This is a genomic window from Sphingomonas yabuuchiae (assembly GCF_001477495.1).
In the GTDB taxonomy this organism is placed as follows: Bacteria; Pseudomonadota; Alphaproteobacteria; order Sphingomonadales; family Sphingomonadaceae; genus Sphingomonas; species Sphingomonas yabuuchiae_A.
On record NZ_LDTF01000017.1, the window covers coordinates 36,148 to 56,346 of the forward strand.

Genomic DNA, 20,199 nt, shown 5'->3' on the forward strand with positions numbered 1-20,199 from the left:
GCGTTCGGATCAGACCAGCGCGTTGCGGCGGATCAGTTCCTTATACCACTGGGCGCTCAGCTTGGGCGTGCGCTTCTGGGTCGCATAGTCGACATGGTGCAGGCCGAAGCGCAGGGCGTAACCGTCGGCCCATTCGAAATTGTCCATCAGGCTCCAGAGGAAATAGCCCTTGAGCGGGTATCCCTCGACGGCGGCGCGGCGGAACTGGCCCAGATAGTTGCGCAGATACATGATCCGGTCGCCGTCATCGACCAGCCCCTTGTCGTTCAGCTTGTCGTCGGCCGAGGTGCCGTTCTCGGAGATGTAGATCGCCTTGGGGTTCCACATTTCGGAAACCGCGCGCACGCCCCAATAGGCGGCCTCGGGGCCGACATAGAGCCAGGGCGACGCCATGCGCGGCGAGTTGGGCAGATGCGGCAGCGGGGTATAACCGCGCGGATCCTCCGGGTTCGCCTTCACGAAGGTCGGGGTGTAGATGTTCAACGCCACGAAATCGAGCGGGGCGCCGATCGCGGCCATGTCGCCCGCCTGCACCTTGGGGGCGTCGGCGCCTGCGTTCTTCAGATAGGCGTCGGTGTACTTGCCCTCCATGACGGCGGTCAGGAACATCGCATTCTCTTCGCGCATCGCCTTCTTGGTCGCCTCGATATGCTCGGGCGTCTCGATAACGGGGACGAAGATGCTGGCATTGTCGGCGATGCCGACCTCGGTCCCGGCCTTGGCATTGGCGCGGATCGCCTGCACGCCCAGCCCGTGCGCCAGACAGCCATGGTGGCGGACCTGGTTCACCTGCGCCTGGGGCAGCTTCAGGCCCGGCGCATGGATGCCGACCATATGGCCGAGGTCGGTGAAGCAGCGCAGCTCGTTGACCGTCATGAAGCGGTGGACGCGGTCGGACAGCTTGCCCGCCATGAAGCCCGCATAATCGGCGAACGCCTTGGCGGTGTCGCGATTCTGCCAGCCGCCGGGTAGCGCCTGCGGCAGGTCCCAGTGGAACATGGTGACATTGGGCTGGATGCCCGCCGCCAGCAGACCGTCGATCACGCGGTTATAATAATCGAGGCCCTTCTGGTTAAACTTGCCGCGACCCTCAGGGAAGATGCGCGACCAGGCGATCGACATGCGATACGCCTTCACGCCCAGATTCTTCAGAAGCGCGATGTCCTCGTTATAGCGGTGATAGCTGTCGCAGGCGACGTCGCCGGTGTCGTTGTTCGCGACCTTGCCCGGCGTGTGTGAGAACACGTCCCAATTGGTCAGGCCGCGCCCGTCCTCCTTGACCGCGCCCTCGATCTGGTAGGAGGCGGTGGCGCAGCCCCAGAGGAAGTCCTTGGGAAAGCTGAGGTCCGACGCCGTGGTGGCCGCCGCGCGGCCGGCGGCCAGCGTGCCGCCGCCGGTGGCGAGGGCGGCTCCGCCCATCGCCATGCCGGTCTTCATGAAATTACGACGGTCCATAGTCTGTCCTTTTCTGTAGCTCTTTGTGACGATGTTCGGGTGAATGGATGCTGTCGCCGCCGTCAGGGGCGGGCGAGCAGGGGGCGGGTCAGATCGGTGGTCAGCCAGACGAGCGGCGCATTCCAGTTGATCGCCACTTCGTTGTGCGCATAGGCACGCGCATCGTCGATCCAGCAGCGGGAGCCGACGCATTTGCCCTTGAGCGCGGCGGAGGCGGGTTCGGGAAAGACGGTGCTGTTCGCGCCGCCGCTCAGCACGCCCGGCGGCGGGCCGGGCAGCCTGGCGTCGAACTGATGCGCCCAGAAACGGTGATGCGGGTTCCGCATCGGCTTCCAGCCGAACCCACTGACATAGCTCTGGTCGAGCGGATTGCGGCCCAGCACATAGTCCATCGCATCGACCGCGCCGTCGCGGTAGCGCGCCTCGCCGGTGAAGCGCGCCGCCAGCGCCAATATCTGTCCGCGCCCCAGCAGCACGCTGCTCGATCCCCAGTGATAGGCGGTCGAAGCATAGGGAATGTGATAGCCCGACCGGCCCTCCTCGGCGAGGAAGCGGTCGGCCAGCGCGATCAGCTTGGCCCGTGCCGCCGCGCGTTCGGCGGGCTGAACATCCGTCGCCGTCGCCAGCGTGATCGTGCCCAGCGCGGCGGTGCTGCCCCAGCTCGGCTCGCCGGTCAGTGCGGCGGCGTGGAGCGGCATCCTGTGCAGCGCTTGGGCCAGTTCGGGCATGCCGGTCGCGGCGTAAAGCTCGGCGGTCGCCCAATAGAGTTCGTCGGACAGTTCGCCGTCACCATAACCGCCGCTGCCGTCGAACGCTTGCGCGGCATAGACGTCCGGGTTGCGCAGCGCCGCGCGATACGCCTTGCCCGCCGCGACCAGGCAGCGCTTGGCGAAGTCGTTGTCGATGCCCCGCCAGATGCGCGAACATTGCGCGGCGGTGGCGGCGAGGTTCAGCGTGGCCGCCGTGCTGGGCGGGAACAGCAGCCGTTCCTCATGATCGTCGGCGGGCGGCGTGGGCAGCTTGGTCCAGTGGCGGTCGGCGATCTTGTGGTGCGCCATGCCGCCCGCATCGACCGGCGTCAGGCGTAACGGGCCGCGACCCTGCCGCCCGAGCGGCAGCGCCATGGTCTGGCCGTCGGGCACCTGCATCGCCAGCAGGAAGCGCATTTCGAAGCGCGTCTCGTCGAGCAGGTCGTTAATGCCGTTCCCCGCCTCGGGCAATGCGGCGCTGCCATCGGGGAAGGGGGGCGAGGCCGCATCCACCTCATAGAGATTCTGCAGCATCCACAAGGCGATGCCGCCATTGACGACATATTTTCCCTGATCGCCCGCATCATACCAGCCGCCGGTCACGTCCAGCGTATAGGGGCAACCCGGCCAGTCGGTGCCCGCCTGATCCATCCCCTTGAAGCAGGTCACCACCTCGCGCACATGCCCTGCCGCGCGCGCCCATTGCGTGCCCCCGGCGAAACGCGCATCGATCGCGACCCCGGCACGCTGTTGGTAGAAGAAATTGAGCGAGGCGCGCGACAGCGGGCGATAGGCATCGGCCGCAATGGTGAAGGCGTGGCTGGTGCGGCCATCGACTTTCAGGCGATAGGTGCCGGGCGTGCGGAACGCGCCGAAGTCGATCTGCTGCACCTTGTCGCCCGAGGCGGCATCGGCGCCGAAGACGGTGGCGGCACCTTGCGCCACCGTGCGGCCTTTTTCGTCCAGCAACTCCCAGGGCAGGGCCGCGCCGTTTTTCGCGACGATGGCATGCTTGGCGGTGTCGGGGCGGAAGCCGATCTGGTTGAGATGCGGTCCCGGCGCTTCCCCCGCGCCGGTCGCCGCCAGCGCGAGCAGGGGAAGGATCACCCGCGTCACAACAGCGGGCCCTTGGCCTGCACCGTGCCGCTCGTCCGCGTAAAGTCGAACCCATCCTGTCCGCCACGCGCCGCCGTCATGGCGGGGGCCAGTGGGGAGGGGGCGGTCATGCGCAGAAAATCGCCATGGCTGGGCATCCGCGCGGCGGTGTCGGCATAACCGGCGTGCATCTGTTGCAGGGCCTGCGCGACCAGATCCTCGTCCAGCGCATCGGCGGCGGGTTCCCAGCTTTCGGGCACCAGCCCTTGGCCCAGGCAGACCGCGACCCAGCTGGGATTGCTGAACAGGTCATAGCCTTCGCGGAACAGCCGCCCCTTGCCCGACCACAGCGCCATCTTACGCGCCAGGCTGTCGGGCACGTCCATCGTGCGCACCCGGTTCCAGAAGGGCGTGTCGTCGCGCCGCGTCGCCTTGTAGTGCAGGATGATGAAGTCGCGCACATCCTCGTAAAGGTCGTGCATCTGGCGGTTGAACTCGTCGCGCTCGGCAGGGTCGAAGCGTGTGTCGGGGAACAGCGCGATCAGACGCTGGATCGCCGCCTGAACGAGGTGGATGCTGGTCGACTCCAGCGGCTCCAGGAAACCGCTCGACAGGCCGAGCGCCACGACGTTGCGGTTCCAGCTCTGCCGCCGCCGCCCGGCGGTAAAGCGCAGATGGCGGGGATCGCCCAGCAACTCGCCCTCCAGGCTTCCCAGCAACTGCGCCTCGGCCGTCTCGGCATCCAGATAGTCGCTGCAATAGACCAGACCATTGCCCATCCGGTGTTGCAGCGGGATGCGCCATTGCCACCCGGCCTCGCGCGCCGTGGCGCGGGTGAAGGGATCGGGTTCGGTCGGGTTGGGCAGGGCACAGGGAGCCGCGACCGCGCGGTCGCAGGGCAGCCACCGGGCATAGCTTTCATAGCCGGTGCCCAGCGCCTCCTCGATCAACAGCCCGCGAAAGCCCGAGCAGTCGATGAACAGGTCGCCCTCGATCCGCCGCCCATCGGCCAACGTCACCCCCTCGACATATCCGTCCTCCGACCGCAGCTTCACCGCGTCGATCCGCCCCTCGACCCGCGTCACCCCGCCGCGTTCGGCATAGCCGCGCAAATAGCGGGCATAGAGCGAGGCGTCGAAGTGGAAGGCGTAGAACAGTTCGCGGATCGGCGAGCGGGCATCGGGCTTGGCGCGACCGAACTTGCCCGCCTTCGCCGCGACCGCGCTCATCGACCATTCGGCGATGTCGGGCAGCGCGCGACGGCTGCGTTCGCGCAAATAGAGCTGGTGGAAATGGACGCCCTGCAAATCCTGCGCATGGCGGCCGAACGGGTGGATATAGCGCTCGCCCTTGTCGCCCCAGTCGACGAACTCGATGCCCAGCTTGAACGTGCCGCCGGTCTTGGCGAGGAAATCGTTCTCGTCCAGCCCGAGCATCTGGTTGAAAGTGATGATCGGCGGGATCGTCGCCTCGCCGACGCCGACCGTGCCGATCTCCTCGGACTCGACCAGCGTGACCTGAGTATAGCCGTTGTTGAGCAGCCGCGCAAAGGCGGCGGCGGCCATCCAACCGGCGGTGCCGCCGCCGACGATGACGACCCGGCGGATCAGATGGTCGGAATGGGGAGTCATCGGGCAAGGCGCCTCATCTGGGCCGCGCGCCACTGCGCATGGGCCGGAACATGGGGAAGGGCGGCGGCGATCGCGTCGGTCATCCGTGCCATGGCGGCATCGACTTGGGGGGCGGGGATGCCGTGGACCAGCGGATCGATGCGACGGGGAAGATAGCCTTGCCCCAGCAGGATCGCAGCCCAGCTGTCGCGGGTGAAGGTCTCTTCCTCGTAAAAGGGCAGGCGACCCCGCTCGCCGAACTGGCCAAGCGTATGGGCCAGCGACGAAGGCGGTTCGGCCTGCGCCACCGCCTGCCACATCGGCTCGGGGCGGCGGGCGGTGCGGTAATGCGCCGCGAGGAAATCGCGCACCCGCTCTGCTTCCGCCAGGGTCTGGCGGTTGAAGTCGGCGGCCTCCACCTCGGCCATGGCGGTGTCGGGCAGCATGGTGACGAGCCGGTCGATCGCGCTCAGCGCCAGATGCAGGTTGCACCATTCCAGCGGCTCGACCTGCGTCGCCGCGTCGCCGATCGCGATGCAGTTGCCGCGCCAGGCCTGGGGCCGGGTGCCGGGGCGGATGACGATGGGGGCGTCGACCACGGTGCCGTCGCGTGTCAGCATCGCGGCGGCCTCGGGATCGGACAGATGCTCGCTGCCATAGGCCATGCCGACCTGCTCGCCGCTCGACCAACGCCAGCCCGCCGCATGGGCGATCACGGGCGTCAGCACCGGCGCGCCTTCGCCTAACACCTGCGTGCCCAGCAGCACGCGGTCGCAGGGGAGCCAATCGCGCCAGTCCTGCCACGCATCGTCGATGCTGCCCCGCAGCAGCGCGGCGGGGCCGGTCGCGTCGATATAGAGATGTGCGGTCAGGGCCGGGCCATGCTGCACTGCGATAGCGGTCACATGGCCGGTCGTATCGACCTGCACCTGAGCGATCGAATCCGTGACCTCGTGGACCCCGACATGCAGGGCGAAGGCCCGCATCATCGCCACTTGGCGGGGGAGGTCGAGCGTCAGGCCATAGTCTTGACCGGCAAAGGGGGTGCCCGGCGACGGGGGCACGAAGCCGCCCGCCCGCGCCAGCTGCGCCGCCGGGCAATAGGCGTCGAACGGGGCCGCATGGCCGTCTCTCGCGGCGCGGACCCAATGGAGGTGGAACGCCGCCGGACCGATGGCGTGACCATAGCCGTCATAGGCATGGACATAGTCGGGCAGCCCCTCCGCCCAGCCGGAAAAGCGCGAGCCCAATCGATAGCCAGCGCCGGTGCGCGTCACCCCGTCATCCTCGCCGATGCCCAGATCGGCAAGGAAACCCGGCAGCGAGGGCAGGGTGCAGGCGATCCGGTCGGCCAGCGCGTCAGCGGCAGGCGGGGTGGCGAGCAGCGTGACGTCGAGGAACGGCGCGCGGCGCTTCAACGCGGCGGCGGCGCTCCAGGCGGTCAGGCCGCTGCCCGCGACAAGCACATGACGGATGGGCGCGCTCATGCCGCCACCATCGGGCAATAGCGTTCCAGAAAGGCGCGGTGATCGGGCCGCATGGCGACTTCGCCGGCGATCTCGCTGCGAAGCGATCGGACGGCCTGGACCAGATCGCCGGTCCCGGCCACGTCTGCGCGCGGATCCCAGCCCTCGGGCACGATGCCCTGGCCCAGATAGACCGCGATCCAGCTGGCATCGAGGAACACGCCCTCGCGATACTTCACCACCCGTCCGCGACGGCGCCATAGCTCCAGCTTTTCGCCCAGGCTGTCGGGGATGGGCATGGTGCGGACATAGTTCCAGAAGGGCGAGTCGGTGCGCGACGTGGCGTGGTAATGCAGGATCAGGAAGTCGCGGATCCGGTCATATTCCAGATCGATGACCCGGTTGAATTCGTCCCGGTCGGACGCGTCCATCTCGCGGCCGGGAAACAGTTCGATCAGCGCGGTGATCGCCTGTTGCACCAGATAGATGCTGGTCGATTCGAGCGGTTCCAGGAAACCGCTGGCCAATCCGATGGCGACGCAATTGCCGACCCAACTACGCCGCCGCCGCCCCGCCTTGAAGCGCAGCAGCCGCGGCTCGGCCAATTTCTCGCCCTCCACCTCCTGCTCCAGCGCGCGGGCGGCATCGCCGTCGCTGATGAAGTCGCTGGCATAGACATAGCCATTGCCGGTCCGGTGCTGGAGCGGGATGCGCCAGCGCCAGCCGGCGGGCATGGCGATCGCGCTGGTATAGGGGGTGACGGCGGTTTCGGTCCGGCACGGCATGGCGACCGCACGGTCGGTCGGCAGCCATTGCGACCAGTCCTCGAACGGCTCGTCCAGGGCCTGGCCGAGCAGCAGCGAGCGAAAGCCGGAGCAGTCGATGAACAGGTCGCCCTCGACCCGTTCGCCATCGGCCAGCGTGACCGAACGGATCAGCCCGCTCTCGCCGTCCCGCTCGACATCGACGACCATGCCCTCGGTCCGCACCGCGCCCGCTTCCTCGGCCAGGCTGCGCAGATAGGGCGCGAACAACAGCGCATCGAATTGATAGGCATAGCCGAAGGTGGAACTCAGGCCGCCCCGGCCCTGATCGGGATGCTCGAACCGCGCCTCGCGCGCCAGGGTACAGGCATAGGACAGCTCGTCCAGCGGCGGCAGATCCTGTCCCTCGCGCGCCAGCCGCGACCAGTAATGGTGGAAATCGATCGCCCCCGCGCCCCGCCCGAAGGTACCGAAGGGGTGGATATAGCTGTCGCCGATTCGGCCCCAATCGCGAAACTCGATACCCAGTTTGAAGGTGGCACGGGTGCGCGCCATGAACTCCGCCTCGGGGATTCCCAGCCGTTCGTTGAAGGAGCGGATATGGGGCAGCGTGGCCTCGCCGACGCCGACGACACCGATCGCCTCGGACTCGATCAGGCGGACCGAGCACTGTCCCGAAAGGAGACGAGTCAGGGCCGCGCCGGCCATCCAGCCCGCCGTACCGCCGCCCACAATGACGACCCGCACCACGTCGTTTGTCACTTTCGTCATCCACCCCCGGCCCGGCGATTCCCAGGCCTATTCGTCGTTTCATGCCGTGCGTCAGGCCCAGCCGCAATCCACCGATAGGGATGGCGTGGCAGGAATGTCGCACCTTGTCCCGGATCGGACATTTCTTAAGTTAAACATCTTGTCGAAATGTTGCTGGTAGCGCAATCATCGGTCTGTGAAACGTGTCGGAAAGCACGATCACGACCGAACCACGCGACGCCAATGGGGTGCGCGATCAAAGGGGGGGATGACCATCATGCGCAGCGCTGCGCCGCTCACTGCCAATGCCAATCGTTTCAATCGGCTCCTGCTCGGCGCTTCGGCCGGTGCTTTGTGCATCGCCGCGCTGACCACGCCCGCCTTCGCGCAGACGACCACCGATCCCGACCAGAGCGCCAGCTCGCCGACCGGCGCGGTCGCGGGCCAGGGTACGGCCGGGTCGGCCACGCCGCGCACCAGCGCCAGCGTCGAGGCCCCCGGCGCACAGCCGCCCGCGGGCGATGACATCGACAGCGGCAAGGAAGTCGTCGTCACCGGTATCCGCCAGAGCCTGGCGAATGCGCAGTCGATCAAGCGCAACTCCGACACCGTCGTCGACGCGATCACCGCGTCCGACATCGGCGCGCTGCCCGACCGTTCGGTCACCGAAGCGCTCCAGCGCGTGCCGGGCGTGTCGATCAGCCGCTTCGCCGCCGCCAACGATCCCGACCACTTCTCGGTCGAAGGCTCGGGCGTCGCGGTGCGCGGCCTGACCTTCGTTCGCTCCGAGTTCAACGGGCGCGACACCTTCTCGGCCGGTATCGGCGGCCAGGCGATCAACTTCTCGGACGTCCCCGCCGAACTGCTCGGCTCGGTCGAGGTGTACAAGAACGCCACCGCCGAACTGATCGAGGGCGGTCTGGCCGGTACGGTCAACCTGAACACCCGCAAGCCCTTCGACAACAAGGGTTTCCACCTGGGCTTTACTGCCGAGGGCAATTATGGCGACTTCAAAAAGAAGTGGTCGCCGACCGGCTCGCTGTTCGTCAGCGATACCTGGGACACGGGTATCGGCCGCTTCGGCCTGCTCGGCAACGTGTCGTATTCGCGCGTGCAGAGCCGCGCGGACAGCATCCGCATCACCAACATCCAGACCCGCGACAACACGCTGGCGCTGGCGGCCAACTCGACCACGGCGCAGAACTGCCGGAACCCGCTGCCCGGCACGGTCGACCAGACCACGCTGCCCGCCAATGCGGCGGCTTGCGGCACAGCTGGAACGCCGGGTGCGGACGGCTTCCTCGATCCGGCATCGCTGCGCTATGCACCCATCGGCGGCCAGTTCGCGACCCAGGAGTTCGATCGCAAGCGTGACGGTATCGCGCTGGCCGGTCAGTGGCAGAGCACCGACGAGCGCACCGTCCTGACCGCGCAGTTCCTTCGCACGCATACGGTCAACAACACTTCGGAGCGCACCTTCGAGACCGCGCCGGATCTGTCGGAATATAATACCTATCCGATCGGTTGCGTCCAAAACAACGCAGGCCCCAGCGGCTCGACGATCGCGCAGTGCCCGACCGGTTCGACGAAGAACTACGTCTATGACGCGGGTGGCCTGTTCCAGTCGGGCTACATTACCGCGCCGGGCAATGGATATCGCTCCGCATGCAGCGGTCAGGCGACTTGCTGGGTCCCGACCGGCGGTACGCAGCAGTCGCTGGCGCGCGGTATGACCCGTGACGAGAACACCGTCACCGATTTTGGTCTGAACCTGAAGACTCAGCTGGACGATCACTGGTCGGTCAACTTGGATGGCGACTATACCCGCGCCAAGAAGACCAGCACCGATTTCCGGGTGTTCGGTTCGACGTTCGCCGACTCTGAGCTGGATTTGAGCGGCAATCTGCCAGTCGTGATCCCGCACAAGCCCTCGACCCTGCAGGCGAGCTGGGCGACGCCGAACCCGACGCTGAACCAGCAGAACGACGCTCAGTATTTCGCCAACCGCAACGTCCAATTCTGGCGCGCGGCGATGGACCATCTCGAAGACAGCAAGGGGCGTGAATACGCCTTCAAGGCGGATGTCGACTACAAGTTCGACGACGGCAGCTTCTTCACGCATGCCAAGTTCGGTGCGCGTTATGCCGACCGCGCGTCAGAAGTACGCTACACCACTTATAATTGGGGTGCGCTCAGCGAAGTCTGGGGCGGCGGCGCCAATCCGGTGTCGTTCGCGGATCAGTCGGCGAACAGCAGCTTCTATTCCTTCCCCAATTTCTTCCGAGGCGCAGCAAACGGTCCGTCTGGCGCATATTATTACGATGGCAATCTGACCGGCCAGTATGGCCAGTCAGCGGCGTTCTTCAATTCGATCGGTCAGACGTGGCAGCAGCGCGTTCGCGATGCGGCGCGTGCCAGTGCGGTTTCGGCCGCTTTGACGGCGGGCCAGACGCAGGCGCAGGCCAATGCGGCAGGCGATCTGGCGGCGGCGAACGCCAATCCGCCGACCGTCTTTGCACCGCTGGCGCAGCGCGCGGGCGTCGTTGCGGGTACGTCGTACCTGCCGTCGGAAATCCAGCTGGTGGATCAGCAGGACAAGAATGCCTATGCGCAGCTGAACTTCGCGACGCCGGGCAATCTTTTCGGCAACGTGCGGATGAGCGGCAATGTCGGCGTTCGCTATGTGTTGACCAACGTAACATCGTCAGGCTCGATCGGTGCACCAACGCGCCAGGAAACTGGTACGACCGACGCCTTCGCCAGCCGCTGCGCCATCACGACGACGACGCGTCCGGATGGCTCAGTCGTTACGGGTCGTCCCACTGGCATCTGTCAGCTTGGCGAGGCCGCCTACAACAACATCCAGGCCTTCTCGACCGGCGTGACCCTGCCCGATACGGCGCGCAGCCAGTATCACTACTTCCTGCCCAGCGCGAACCTGAAGTTCGGCATCGGGCGCGACGTGGTGCTGCGCTTGGCGGCGTCGAAGGTCATGACCCGCCCGGACTTCGCGAACATCCGCAACTTCCTGCAGCTGGGCTTTGACGCCAATAGCGGTCAGATCACGGCGACGGCGGGCAACCCCTACCTCAAGCCCGCGACCGCGTGGCAGTTCGATGCGACCGTCGAATGGTATTTCGCCCGCGTCGGTCAGCTGTCGGTCGACGTCTTCTACAAGTCGGTGAAGAACTTCTTCTACCAGTCGGTCACCAACCGGAACATCACCAGCAACGGCATCACCCAGTCGGTGCTGGTCCGCGGCCCGTCCAACTATGACGGCACCGGCAAGATCAAGGGCGTCGAGGTCGCCTATCAGCAGACCTTCGACTTCCTGCCGGGTCTGCTTAGCGGCTTCGGCGCCAGCGGCAGCTATACCTATATCGACAGCTCGGGCCTGCCCAACTCGTTCCTGAATGGTGGCGCGCCGGCCAGCACGTCGAACATCAAGCCGGGCAACATCCCGCTTGAAGGCCTGTCGAAGCACACGGTCAACGCGGCGCTGTTCTACGAAAAGGGTCCGATCTCGCTGCGTGCGGCGTATAACTGGCGTTCGAAGTATCTGCTGACCCCGGCGGACGTGATCTTCCCCTACACCTCCATCTATCAGGATGCGGGCGGGCAGCTGGACGCGTCGGCGTTCATCAACCTGAACAAGTATCTGAAGATCGGCGTGCAGGGCGTGAATCTGGCCAATCAGGTCATCAAGACCGAGCAGGCCTATATCAGCGGTTCGACCGCGACCGCGCCGCGTTCGTACATCGTCAACGACCGCCGCTTCTCGTTCGCGCTTCGCGGCACCTTCTGATGCGGCTGACCGGCCTGGCCCTTCGGGTCTGGCCGGGACCGACAAAAGCCGCCCGCTTCCAATTTGGAGGCGGGCGGCTTTTACATGTCAGGATTACTCCAATCTTCCGTTCAGCCCGAGCGCAGTCGAAGGCCAAGGGCGCTTATGGGGCGTGCACTTCGACTTCGCTCGGGGCGAACGTTGGGCGGTGCTGGCGTGAACCGGGCGGACGAACACGCGCCGCCCCGGCCGTCCGCTCAATTATGCGGCAGCTTGGACCGGTCGAAGCCCGGTCCCAGGTCGATCAGAAACGCCGGGCCGACCTCGATCACCTGCTTGGCGCCTGCCAGTTGCACGGTGATGTTCGCCTTGCCCGCCGCATAGGCTTGGTTGGCCACGCCCGACACATAATAGCGCTTCCAGCTTGGCCCGACCTGAACCGGCTCGGTTGCGATCGGCGTATAGGGTGCCTCGGAGCCGCCCGCGCCGACGGGGATCGTCACCGGCGCGGCGTCAGTGGCGCCGGGCGCGCGCAGGAAGACCATGACCAGCATCGTGTCGCCCGCTGCGATCGGCTTGATCGTGGGATAGGCTGCACCGCTGTCCCAGGGATTGGCACCCGCCTTGCTGACCTTGATCTGCACGGCATTGCCGCCGGGTACGTCGGGGGCGGGGACCTGCCTGGCGGTCTGGTTGGGGCCGTAAGGGGCCCAGCCGATGCCGGGTGCGTTCACCGCCTTGTCGAAGATACTGGGCTGGGCCGCCGCGCTGGGGGCCGCCTGGGCGGCCGCTCCCGCTGGCAGGGCTGCGATCAGCAGGGCCACACATCCGATCATCATCCTTCTCCTCCTCTTTGGCCGGTTTGTCCGGTCCCTCCACAAAAACGATTGTATCCGATGGGTCAGAAAAAGCCCGGCCCCCTGGGGGCGCCGGGCCTGATCTTACTGTCCGACGATCTTGACGAGCGGTTCGACCGACTGGCCCGTGGGCAGGCGACCGCTGGCGGTCAGGCGGCGGGTGCGATCGTCCCAGCGCAGCGTCGCGCTGCGCCCGCCCGTCTTGCGCCAGGCGTTGGTGGTGCCGTCGTCGTCATACAGCGTGAAGCTGGCATCGCGGCCCGGATAGACGCGGATGCTCTCCAGGTTTTGCGCGGTCGCGGTGCTGGGCACCGCCACGCCCATCGGCACGATCGAACCGGCGCGCACGAACAGCGGGATATGGTCGATCGGGGCGGCCGCCTCGATCCACTGACCGCCGGTGTAACGCTTGTCGGTCCACCAGTCATACCAGTCGGTGCCTGCGGGCAGATAGACGCGGCGCGTGGTCTGACCCTGTTCGGTGACCGGCGCGACCAGAAAGGCGGGGCCGAACATATATTCGTCGCCCAGATCCTTCACCGCCGGATCGTTGGGGAAGTCCATGAACAGCGCGCGCATGAAGGGGGCGCCTGTCTGGCTGGTCTGTCGCCCCAGCGCATAGAGATAGGGCATCAGCGCGTAACGCAGCCGCAGGATGTTCGCCAGGATCGGCTCGGCGGCGGTGCCATAGTCCCACAGCGCGGTGCCCGGCCGCTGGCCATGGATGCGCAGTGTCGGCGTGAAGGCGTTATACTGGAACCAGCGGACGAACAGTTCCGGATAATCGCGGTACGACGGCGCCATCGCGGTCGCGCCCGCCGGATCGACCAGCACCGGATGTTGCGCCTCCGGCCCGTTCGGCCATTGCCAACCGCCCGTGTCGCTCGACCAGTAAGCGATGCCGCTGGCTGTCATGCCGAGCCCGGCGGGCACCTGACGGCGCAGCGCTTCCCAGTTGGACTGCACGTCGGACGACCAGAAGAGGCAGCCATTGGCCTGGGTGCCCAGATAGGCGGCGCGGCACAGGATCAGGTTGCGTTTGTCCGGCCGGTCGCGCGCCGACCCTTCCGCGACGCTGGACGTATGGAGCAGCGGATAGACGTTGCGATACCGGTCGCCCGAGCCGATCGAGAAGAAATGGCCTTCCGGCACCAGGTCCGGCTCTGTCTCGTCCAGCCAGGCATAGTCGAAGCCCTGGGAGAAGATATTGTCGCGGATCTTGTCCCAGAACCAGGCGCGCGCCTCTGGATTGGTGCTGTCGATCAGCGCGCCCGCCCGGTCGGAACGGATGGGCAAACCGTCGACCGGGTTGCCATCCTTGTCCTTCATCAGCCAGCCCTTGGCGGCCAACGTATCGAAATATCGGCTCTCGCGCTCGAAACGCGGCCAGATGCTGATGATGCTCTGCATCCCCATCGACTTGAGATGCGCATTCAAGCCCGCCGGATCGGGAAAGGCGGTGCGGTCGATGTCGAGCTGCCCCATCCGCGTCCAGTAGAACCAGTCGAGCACCATGATGTCGAGCGGCAGGCCGCGCTTGCGATATCCGTCAGCGATCTCGGTCAGCTGGCCTTGGGTCTCGTAGCGCGCCTTGCTCTGGATCAGGCCGAAGGCGGCCTTGGGCGGCAGCGGCGTCGCACCGGTCAGGCGGGCGTAGCCAGCGTACAGCTCGTCGGTGGTCGTGCCCACGATCACGAAAAAGGACACGCGCTCGCCGACGTTCGAGGCGAATTTCGTCGCGTTCAGCAGGCCGGGCGAGACGGTCGTCGCCGACGGGTTGTCCCACAGAATCGCATAGCCCTTGTCCGTCACCATGAACGGCACGCAGACCGACTCGCCGCCGGGGCGGTCATAGTCGTGGCGGCAATCGATGGTCCGCCCGCGCAGGTCGAGCACGCCGTCCTGATACTGGCCCAGCCCATAATAATGGGTGTCCGGCGTGTCAGCGAAGCTGGCGCCGACGCGGAAGGTCTTTTCGTCCGAGACGGTGTGCGGCGCCTTTTCCCAGCCGTTCATGCGGGTCAGCAGCTTGCCGTCCGCCCCTGCGAAGCTGATCGCGACGGGGGGCAGCGAGGGGGCGAAATAGCGCTCCATCTGGCTGGGTGGCTTGGGCCAGGGTTGCGCGGCGACAGTGACGGTCATCCCCGGCGAGGCGAAGACGTCGCCGCTCGCATCGGTGCGGTGCGACCAGCCGTTCGCGTCGGTCTTGGCAACCAGGCCATAGCCGGGCTTGGCCTCTGCCTCGGCACGGTCGGTGGCGATGGTGACGCGGACGATGCCGGGGGCATAGGGCTCGACCGAGACGAGCGCGCCGTTACGCTCGACGGTCGCAATCGGATCGGCCGACAGGGCCAGCGGGGCGACGCCCGCGAGCAGCGCGGATGCGGCGCAGGCCCACCGCCAACGACCGCCGGACACCGTGGCGCGCGCTTTGCCCCGCATGAAACATCCCCCCAATAACGAAAATCATTTGTGTGATCGCTACCCTATCGCTGCTCCATCGGCCGGGGAAGAGGAAATGGAGGTCAGGCGCGGAACGGGTCGCTCACCGTCGCACGGCCAGGCCGGTCCTGTCGTCCGGCCAGTCGCAGGCGGTATCGCGGGTCGCTGGCGCGGGTGAGGGTCACATCGTACCAGCCGAGATCGGCATCCAGCGACCAATGATGGCGACCGGGCTTGAGCGAGCGGGAAGAAGCCGATGCCTTGCCGGGTTCGAGGCGGAGGATCGGTAGGTCGTTGAGGCCGGGCGGGACGATCAGGGTCAGGCCGTCGTCGCCGACGCGGTACTGCACGTCTATGATTCCGTCTCCCCCGGCAAAATGGCGGTGGAAGCCGTTCGGGCCGAGCACCCACAGGTCATGGGCTGCGGGCCAAGCATCCTCCAGCTGCGTGCCCGGCGCCAGCACATAGCGGCGCGGGGCCCGGTCCAGCGCGTGCCGGTCATAGACATGGAAGACCGCCCCCGCGCCCTCCGCCCGGAAGCGCAGGCGAACGCCCGCTGGATCGACGACACGCTGCACGTCGAGGCGATAGGGCAGGGGGCGGGCGCGGCGGATACCAGGTTCCTGGGCAGGCGCGCTGGGGGAGGCGGGGGCTTGCGGGCTGACCTGCCCCTTGATCGCGGCGGCGCGCACTGCCTGCTCGCGCGGATCGGGCAGGCTGGGTGTCGCGGTATCGCTCCCGGCAAAGTCGAATGCGCTGGTCAGGTCGCCGCACACCGCACGTCGCCAGGGGGCGATATTGGGTTCGTGAAAGCCGAACCGCGTCTCCAGGAAGCGGATGACGCTGGTATGGTCGAACGTTTCCGAATTGACCCAGCCGCCCCGGCTCCAGGGCGAGACGACATACATGGGCACGCGCGGACCCAGGCCATAGGGCCGGCCGCGATAGGCGGGCTTGTCGACATCGGCGTCCCCGGTCGAGGGCACGTCATGATAGGCCCCGGCCAGATCGACGGTCGATCCGCCGAGCATCTTGCCATCGCTCCCGCGCGACGGCGGGGCGGGCGGCGGAACGTGATCGAAAAAGCCGTCATTCTCGTCGAACATGACGAACAGCGCGGTGCGCGCCCAGACCTTCGGATCGGCGGTCAGCGCGTCGAGCAGCTCGGCGGTATAGGCTGCGCCCTGCGCCGGGCTTGAAGGATTGGGATGTTCGGACCCGGCGGCGGTGGCGATGACATAGGACACTTGCGGCAGCCGCCCGGCCAGCACATCGGCCTTCAGCACGTCCAGCCCGCGCGTGGTGAGCGCCCGGTCCTTCAATTCGGAATCGCCGCGCCCATGATACGCCTCGCGATAGGCGTGAAAGCCGACCAGCGGGTTGTCTGTGAAATTGTCTGCCATGTCCTGATAGATGCGCCAGTCGATCCCCGCCGCCTGCATCCGCTCGGGCACGGTGGTCCAGCGGTACGGATCGGCCGCGCCGCCATTCTCGGCAAAGCTGTCATGCGAATTGCCGATCGCCGGGCCGCCTGCCCGGCCCGAAGGATCGTTGGTTCCGGTCCACAGGAACAGCCGGTTGGTGTTGGTCCCCGTCTGGACCGCGCAGTGATAGGCGTCGCAGATCGTGAAGGACTCGGCCAATGCGAACTGGAAGGGCAGGTCGGTGCGGGCATAATGGCCCATGGCGCGCTGGTGCTTCACCTCGGGCCAGTGCGCCATGCGGCCTTCGTCCCAGGCGGCCTGCGCATCGGGCCAGGTATGCGGCGTGCCCTCCATCCGCATCAGGGCGAATTGCCTGTCGGTGTCGAGGTGGAAGGGGGAGACGAGGCGTGGCCCGCCCTCGGCCTGGCGGTCCAGCTGTTGCCAGACGGTGCGGGGCGCTCCGTCCGACGATGCGACCGGAATAGGGAAGCGGTCGCCGAACCCACGCACGCCGCGCATCGTACCGAAATAATGATCGAAGCCGCGATTCTCCTGCATCAGGATGACGACATGCTCGACATCGCGGATGGTGCCGGTCCGCCGGTCGGGCGCGATGGCGGCGGCGCGGGCGATGGCCGGGGGCAGCGCGGCGGCACCGGCCAGAGCGGCAGCGGTGGAAAGGAGGGAGCGGCGGGAGACGGTGACCATGTCCCGCCATGACCGAGATCGTTGACGTTTTGGTGACGTCATTCATTTCCTCCCCTGGAAGGGGAGGTGGCAGGGCGAAGCCCTGACGGAGGGGTGTCCCGCTCGGTGAGGTTCGACTAACCTCGCAACCGGGGACACCCCTCCGACGCGCTACGCGCGCCACCTCCCCTTCCAGGGGAGGAATGAACGGCCACTATATGCCGTCTATATGCGAAACCGGGGGATCGCCCTCGAATTGCTACGCCCCTCGGGCCTAATTGCTCGGCCCTGGAGGTCGCCCCACTCATCCCGGCGGCCTGTCCATAGGGGCATATATGAAGACCATCACCTTTTGCGCCGCCACGGCGCTGTTCGTGCTTCCGGCCGCCGCATCGGCGCAGGCCGCCGAGACCGCGCCGCCGCCGCCCGTGACCGTCAGCGGCTCGGCTGCGATCGTCTCCGACTATCGCCTGCGCGGCATTTCGCAATCGGACGAACATATGGCGGTGCAGGCCGGGATCACGGCGACCCATCAGAGCGGCGTCTATGTCGGCACCTGGGCGTCGAACCTGGCGGGGTGGGGAACCTTCGGCGGCGCGAACATGGAGCTGGACCTGATCGGCGGCTACAAGACCAAGATCAGCCCGACCGGTACGCTGGATGTCGGCCTGACCTGGTACATGTATCCGGGCGGCGCGAACAAGACCGACTATGCCGAGCCCTTCGCCAAGCTGTCGGGCACGACCGGCCCGGTTTCGCTGACCGCCGGTATCGCCTATGCGCCCAAGCAGCAGGCGATCGGCAAGTGGTATAACAACGGTGCCAGTGCGGCGGCGGGCGTCTATGACCGTCCCGGCGCCAAGAGTGACAATCTCTATGTTTGGGGCGACGGCGCGGCGGCGATCACCGGCACGCCGTTCACCGCCAAGGCGCATATCGGCCATAGCTGGGGCATGGACGGCCTCGGCCCCAACGCCACCGCGCCGACGCCGACCGGCGACTATTGGGACTGGTCGCTGGGCGCGGACACGACCTGGCACAATCTGACGCTGGGTCTGTCCTGGGTCGACACCAACATTTCCGACCGCAAGGCCGCCTATCTGCGGCCGAGCTTCAGCAAGGGGCAGGACGGCAGCGGCAACATCGCGGGCAGCACCTTCCTCGTCTCGCTCACCGCCGGTTTCTGAGGAGCATCGCACATGGACGATCTGATCTGGCTGTCGGTCATGGCGGGCCTGGTGGCGGCGACGCTAGCCTATGCCCGCCTGTGCGACCATGCGTGAGGAGGGCTGAGCCATGACCCTCGACCTGTGGCTGGCGGCGCTGACCGCGCTCGGCCTTCTCGTCTATCTGGTGGCGGTGCTGATCCGCCCCGAACGCTTCTGAAGGAGGCGGCATCATGACGCTTCAAGGATGGGCCCTGATATTGGGCTTCGTCGCGATCCTGCTCGTGCTGACCAAGCCGGTCGGCGCGTGGCTGTTCGCGCTGTACGAGGGGCGGCGCACGCCTCTGCATGTCGTTCTCGGCCCCGTCGAGCGCGGCTTCTACAAGCTGTCGGGCATCGACCCGGAGGCGCAGCAGGGATGGCGGCGCTATGCGCTGCACATGCTGATCTTCAACGTCGCGTTGATGGTCCTGACCTATGTCGTTCTGCGCGTGCAATATTACCTGCCGGGCAATCCGCAGGGGCTGGCTGGGCTGACCCCGCATCTGGCGTTCAACACCGCGATCAGCTTCACCACCAACACCAACTGGCAAAGCTATGGCGGCGAGTCGACCATGTCGAACCTGTCGCAGATGCTCGGCCTGACCATCCACAATTTCCTGTCGGCGGCGACCGGCATCGCGCTGGCCTTTGCGCTGTTCCGCGGCTTTGCGGGGCGCGAGACGAAGAATCTCGGCAATTTCTGGGCCGATGTGACGCGCATCACCCTGTACCTGCTGCTGCCGCTCTGCGTCGTCTACACCGTGTTCCTGATCGCCAGCGGCGTGCCGCAGACCATGGCTGGCGTCGTCAATGTCGACACGCTGGAGGGCGTGCGCCAGTCGATCCTGCTCGGCCCGGTGGCGAGCCAGGAAGCGATCAAGATGCTCGGCACCAATGGCGGCGGCTTCTTCAACGCCAATAGCGCGCATCCGTTCGAGAACCCGACCGCGCTAACCAACTTCGTCCAGATGCTGTCGATCTTCGTCATCGGCTTCGGCCTGACCTGGTGCTTCGGCAAGGCGGTCGGCAATACGCGGCAGGGCTGGGCGATCCTGTCGGCGATGATCCTGCTGTTCCTGGGCGGCGTGGCCGTCTGCTACTGGGCGGAAGCGGCAGGCAACCCCGTGCTGCACCAGCTGGGCGTTGCAGGCGGCAATATGGAGGGCAAGGAGGTCCGCTTCGGCGTCGCCGCGTCCGCCCTGTTCGCGGCCGTCACCACGGCGGCGTCGTGCGGCGCGGTCAACGCGATGCACGACAGCTTCACCGCGCTCGGCGGCATGATCCCGCTGTTCAACATGCAGCTGGGCGAGGTCGTCATCGGCGGCGTCGGCGCGGGCATCTACGGCTTCCTGCTGTTCGCCATCCTGGCCGTGTTCGTCGCAGGGCTCATGGTCGGCCGCACGCCCGAATATGTCGGCAAGAAGATCGAAAGCCGCGAGGTGAAGCTCGCCGTCCTCGCCATCGCCGTCCTGCCGCTGTTCATCCTGGGCCTGACCGCGCTGTCCTGCGTGACGGGGCAGGGGCTGGCCGGGCCGCTCAACAAGGGGCCGCATGGTTTCGGCGAGATCCTATACGCCTTCAGCAGCGCGGTGGCGAACAACGGCTCGGCCTTTGGCGGCCTGACCGCCGCGACCCCCTGGTATGACGGTCTGCTGGGCGTCGCCATGTGGGTGGGCCGCTTCTTCATCATCGTGCCGATGCTCGCCATTGCCGGAAGCCTCGCCGCGAAGAAGCATGTCCCGGCCTCCGCCGGCTCCTTCCCGACCACGGGTGTGCTGTGGATCGGTCTGCTCGTCGGTATCGTGCTGGTGCTGGGCGGCCTGACCTTCCTGCCGAGCCTCGCCCTTGGTCCCATCGCCGATCATCTCGCGATGATCCGCGGTCAACTCTTCTGATCGGGAGCGCCAT

At 66.7% G+C, this 20,199-nt stretch carries 12 protein-coding genes; 4 read left to right on the forward strand and 8 right to left on the reverse strand.

Features of this window, described 5'->3' with window-relative positions; genetic code table 11:
- Positions 1 to 9: 9 nt before the first annotated feature.
- The 5 genes from NS355_RS05170 to NS355_RS05190 all read right to left on the reverse strand — a co-directional run bounded on the left by NS355_RS05170 (position 10) and on the right by NS355_RS05190 (position 7,910).
- Positions 10 to 1,455, reverse strand: coding sequence for a GH1 family beta-glucosidase (locus tag NS355_RS05170; protein ID WP_058744721.1), 1,446 nt, complete (start codon positions 1,453 to 1,455; stop codon positions 10 to 12).
- A gap of 62 nt (positions 1,456 to 1,517) precedes the next feature.
- Positions 1,518 to 3,320, reverse strand: a complete 1,803-nt coding sequence (locus tag NS355_RS05175; RefSeq protein ID WP_058744722.1) for a glycoside hydrolase family 9 protein — start codon at positions 3,318 to 3,320, stop codon at positions 1,518 to 1,520.
- Complete coding sequence (locus NS355_RS05180) at positions 3,317 to 4,930, reverse strand: tryptophan halogenase family protein (RefSeq protein WP_058744723.1); 1,614 nt, start codon at positions 4,928 to 4,930, stop codon at positions 3,317 to 3,319. The genes NS355_RS05175 and NS355_RS05180 overlap by 4 nt, the downstream gene beginning before the upstream one ends.
- The gene (locus NS355_RS05185; protein WP_058744724.1) at positions 4,927 to 6,396 is read right to left on the reverse strand and encodes a tryptophan 7-halogenase; all 1,470 of its coding nucleotides are present in this window, start codon (positions 6,394 to 6,396) and stop codon (positions 4,927 to 4,929) included. The genes NS355_RS05180 and NS355_RS05185 overlap by 4 nt, the downstream gene beginning before the upstream one ends.
- On the reverse strand, positions 6,393 to 7,910 hold the full coding sequence (locus NS355_RS05190) for a tryptophan halogenase family protein (protein ID WP_058744725.1): 1,518 nt from the start codon (positions 7,908 to 7,910) through the stop codon (positions 6,393 to 6,395). Before NS355_RS05190 ends, NS355_RS05185 begins: the two co-directional genes overlap by 4 nt.
- Positions 7,911 to 8,166: 256 nt before the next feature.
- Here NS355_RS05190 and NS355_RS05195 point away from each other — a divergent pair, with 256 nt between their 5' ends.
- Positions 8,167 to 11,694: a TonB-dependent receptor gene (locus NS355_RS05195; RefSeq protein WP_058744742.1), complete on the forward strand. Its 3,528-nt coding sequence runs from the start codon at positions 8,167 to 8,169 to the stop codon at positions 11,692 to 11,694.
- Between the two features lie 236 nt (positions 11,695 to 11,930).
- On the opposite strand, the gene NS355_RS05200 is transcribed toward NS355_RS05195, so the two are convergent.
- The 3 genes from NS355_RS05200 to NS355_RS05210 all read right to left on the reverse strand — a co-directional run bounded on the left by NS355_RS05200 (position 11,931) and on the right by NS355_RS05210 (position 17,104).
- Positions 11,931 to 12,512, reverse strand: a complete 582-nt coding sequence (locus NS355_RS05200) for a hypothetical protein (protein WP_244489564.1) — start codon at positions 12,510 to 12,512, stop codon at positions 11,931 to 11,933.
- Positions 12,513 to 12,614: 102 nt separating this feature from the next.
- Positions 12,615 to 14,972 carry a TIM-barrel domain-containing protein gene (locus NS355_RS05205; RefSeq protein WP_084787549.1) on the reverse strand — a complete coding sequence of 786 codons (2,358 nt, stop codon included), beginning with the start codon at positions 14,970 to 14,972 and terminating at the stop codon, positions 12,615 to 12,617.
- An 83-nt stretch (positions 14,973 to 15,055) separates the two neighbouring features.
- Entirely contained in the window at positions 15,056 to 17,104 is a 2,049-nt protein-coding gene (locus NS355_RS05210) for a phosphocholine-specific phospholipase C (protein ID WP_058744727.1), read from the reverse strand.
- Positions 17,105 to 17,418: 314 nt separating this feature from the next.
- Here NS355_RS05210 and NS355_RS05215 point away from each other — a divergent pair, with 314 nt between their 5' ends.
- From NS355_RS05215 to kdpA, 3 genes are all read left to right on the forward strand, one after another.
- Entirely contained in the window at positions 17,419 to 18,270 is an 852-nt protein-coding gene (locus NS355_RS05215) for a TorF family putative porin (RefSeq protein WP_058744728.1), read from the forward strand.
- 109 nt (positions 18,271 to 18,379) lie between these two features.
- Positions 18,380 to 18,469, forward strand: coding sequence for a K(+)-transporting ATPase subunit F (gene kdpF, locus NS355_RS05220; protein ID WP_037531783.1), 90 nt, complete (start codon positions 18,380 to 18,382; stop codon positions 18,467 to 18,469).
- 13 nt (positions 18,470 to 18,482) lie between these two features.
- Positions 18,483 to 20,186 carry a potassium-transporting ATPase subunit KdpA gene (gene kdpA, locus NS355_RS05225; protein WP_058744729.1) on the forward strand — a complete coding sequence of 568 codons (1,704 nt, stop codon included), beginning with the start codon at positions 18,483 to 18,485 and terminating at the stop codon, positions 20,184 to 20,186.
- Positions 20,187 to 20,199: the final 13 nt, after the last annotated feature.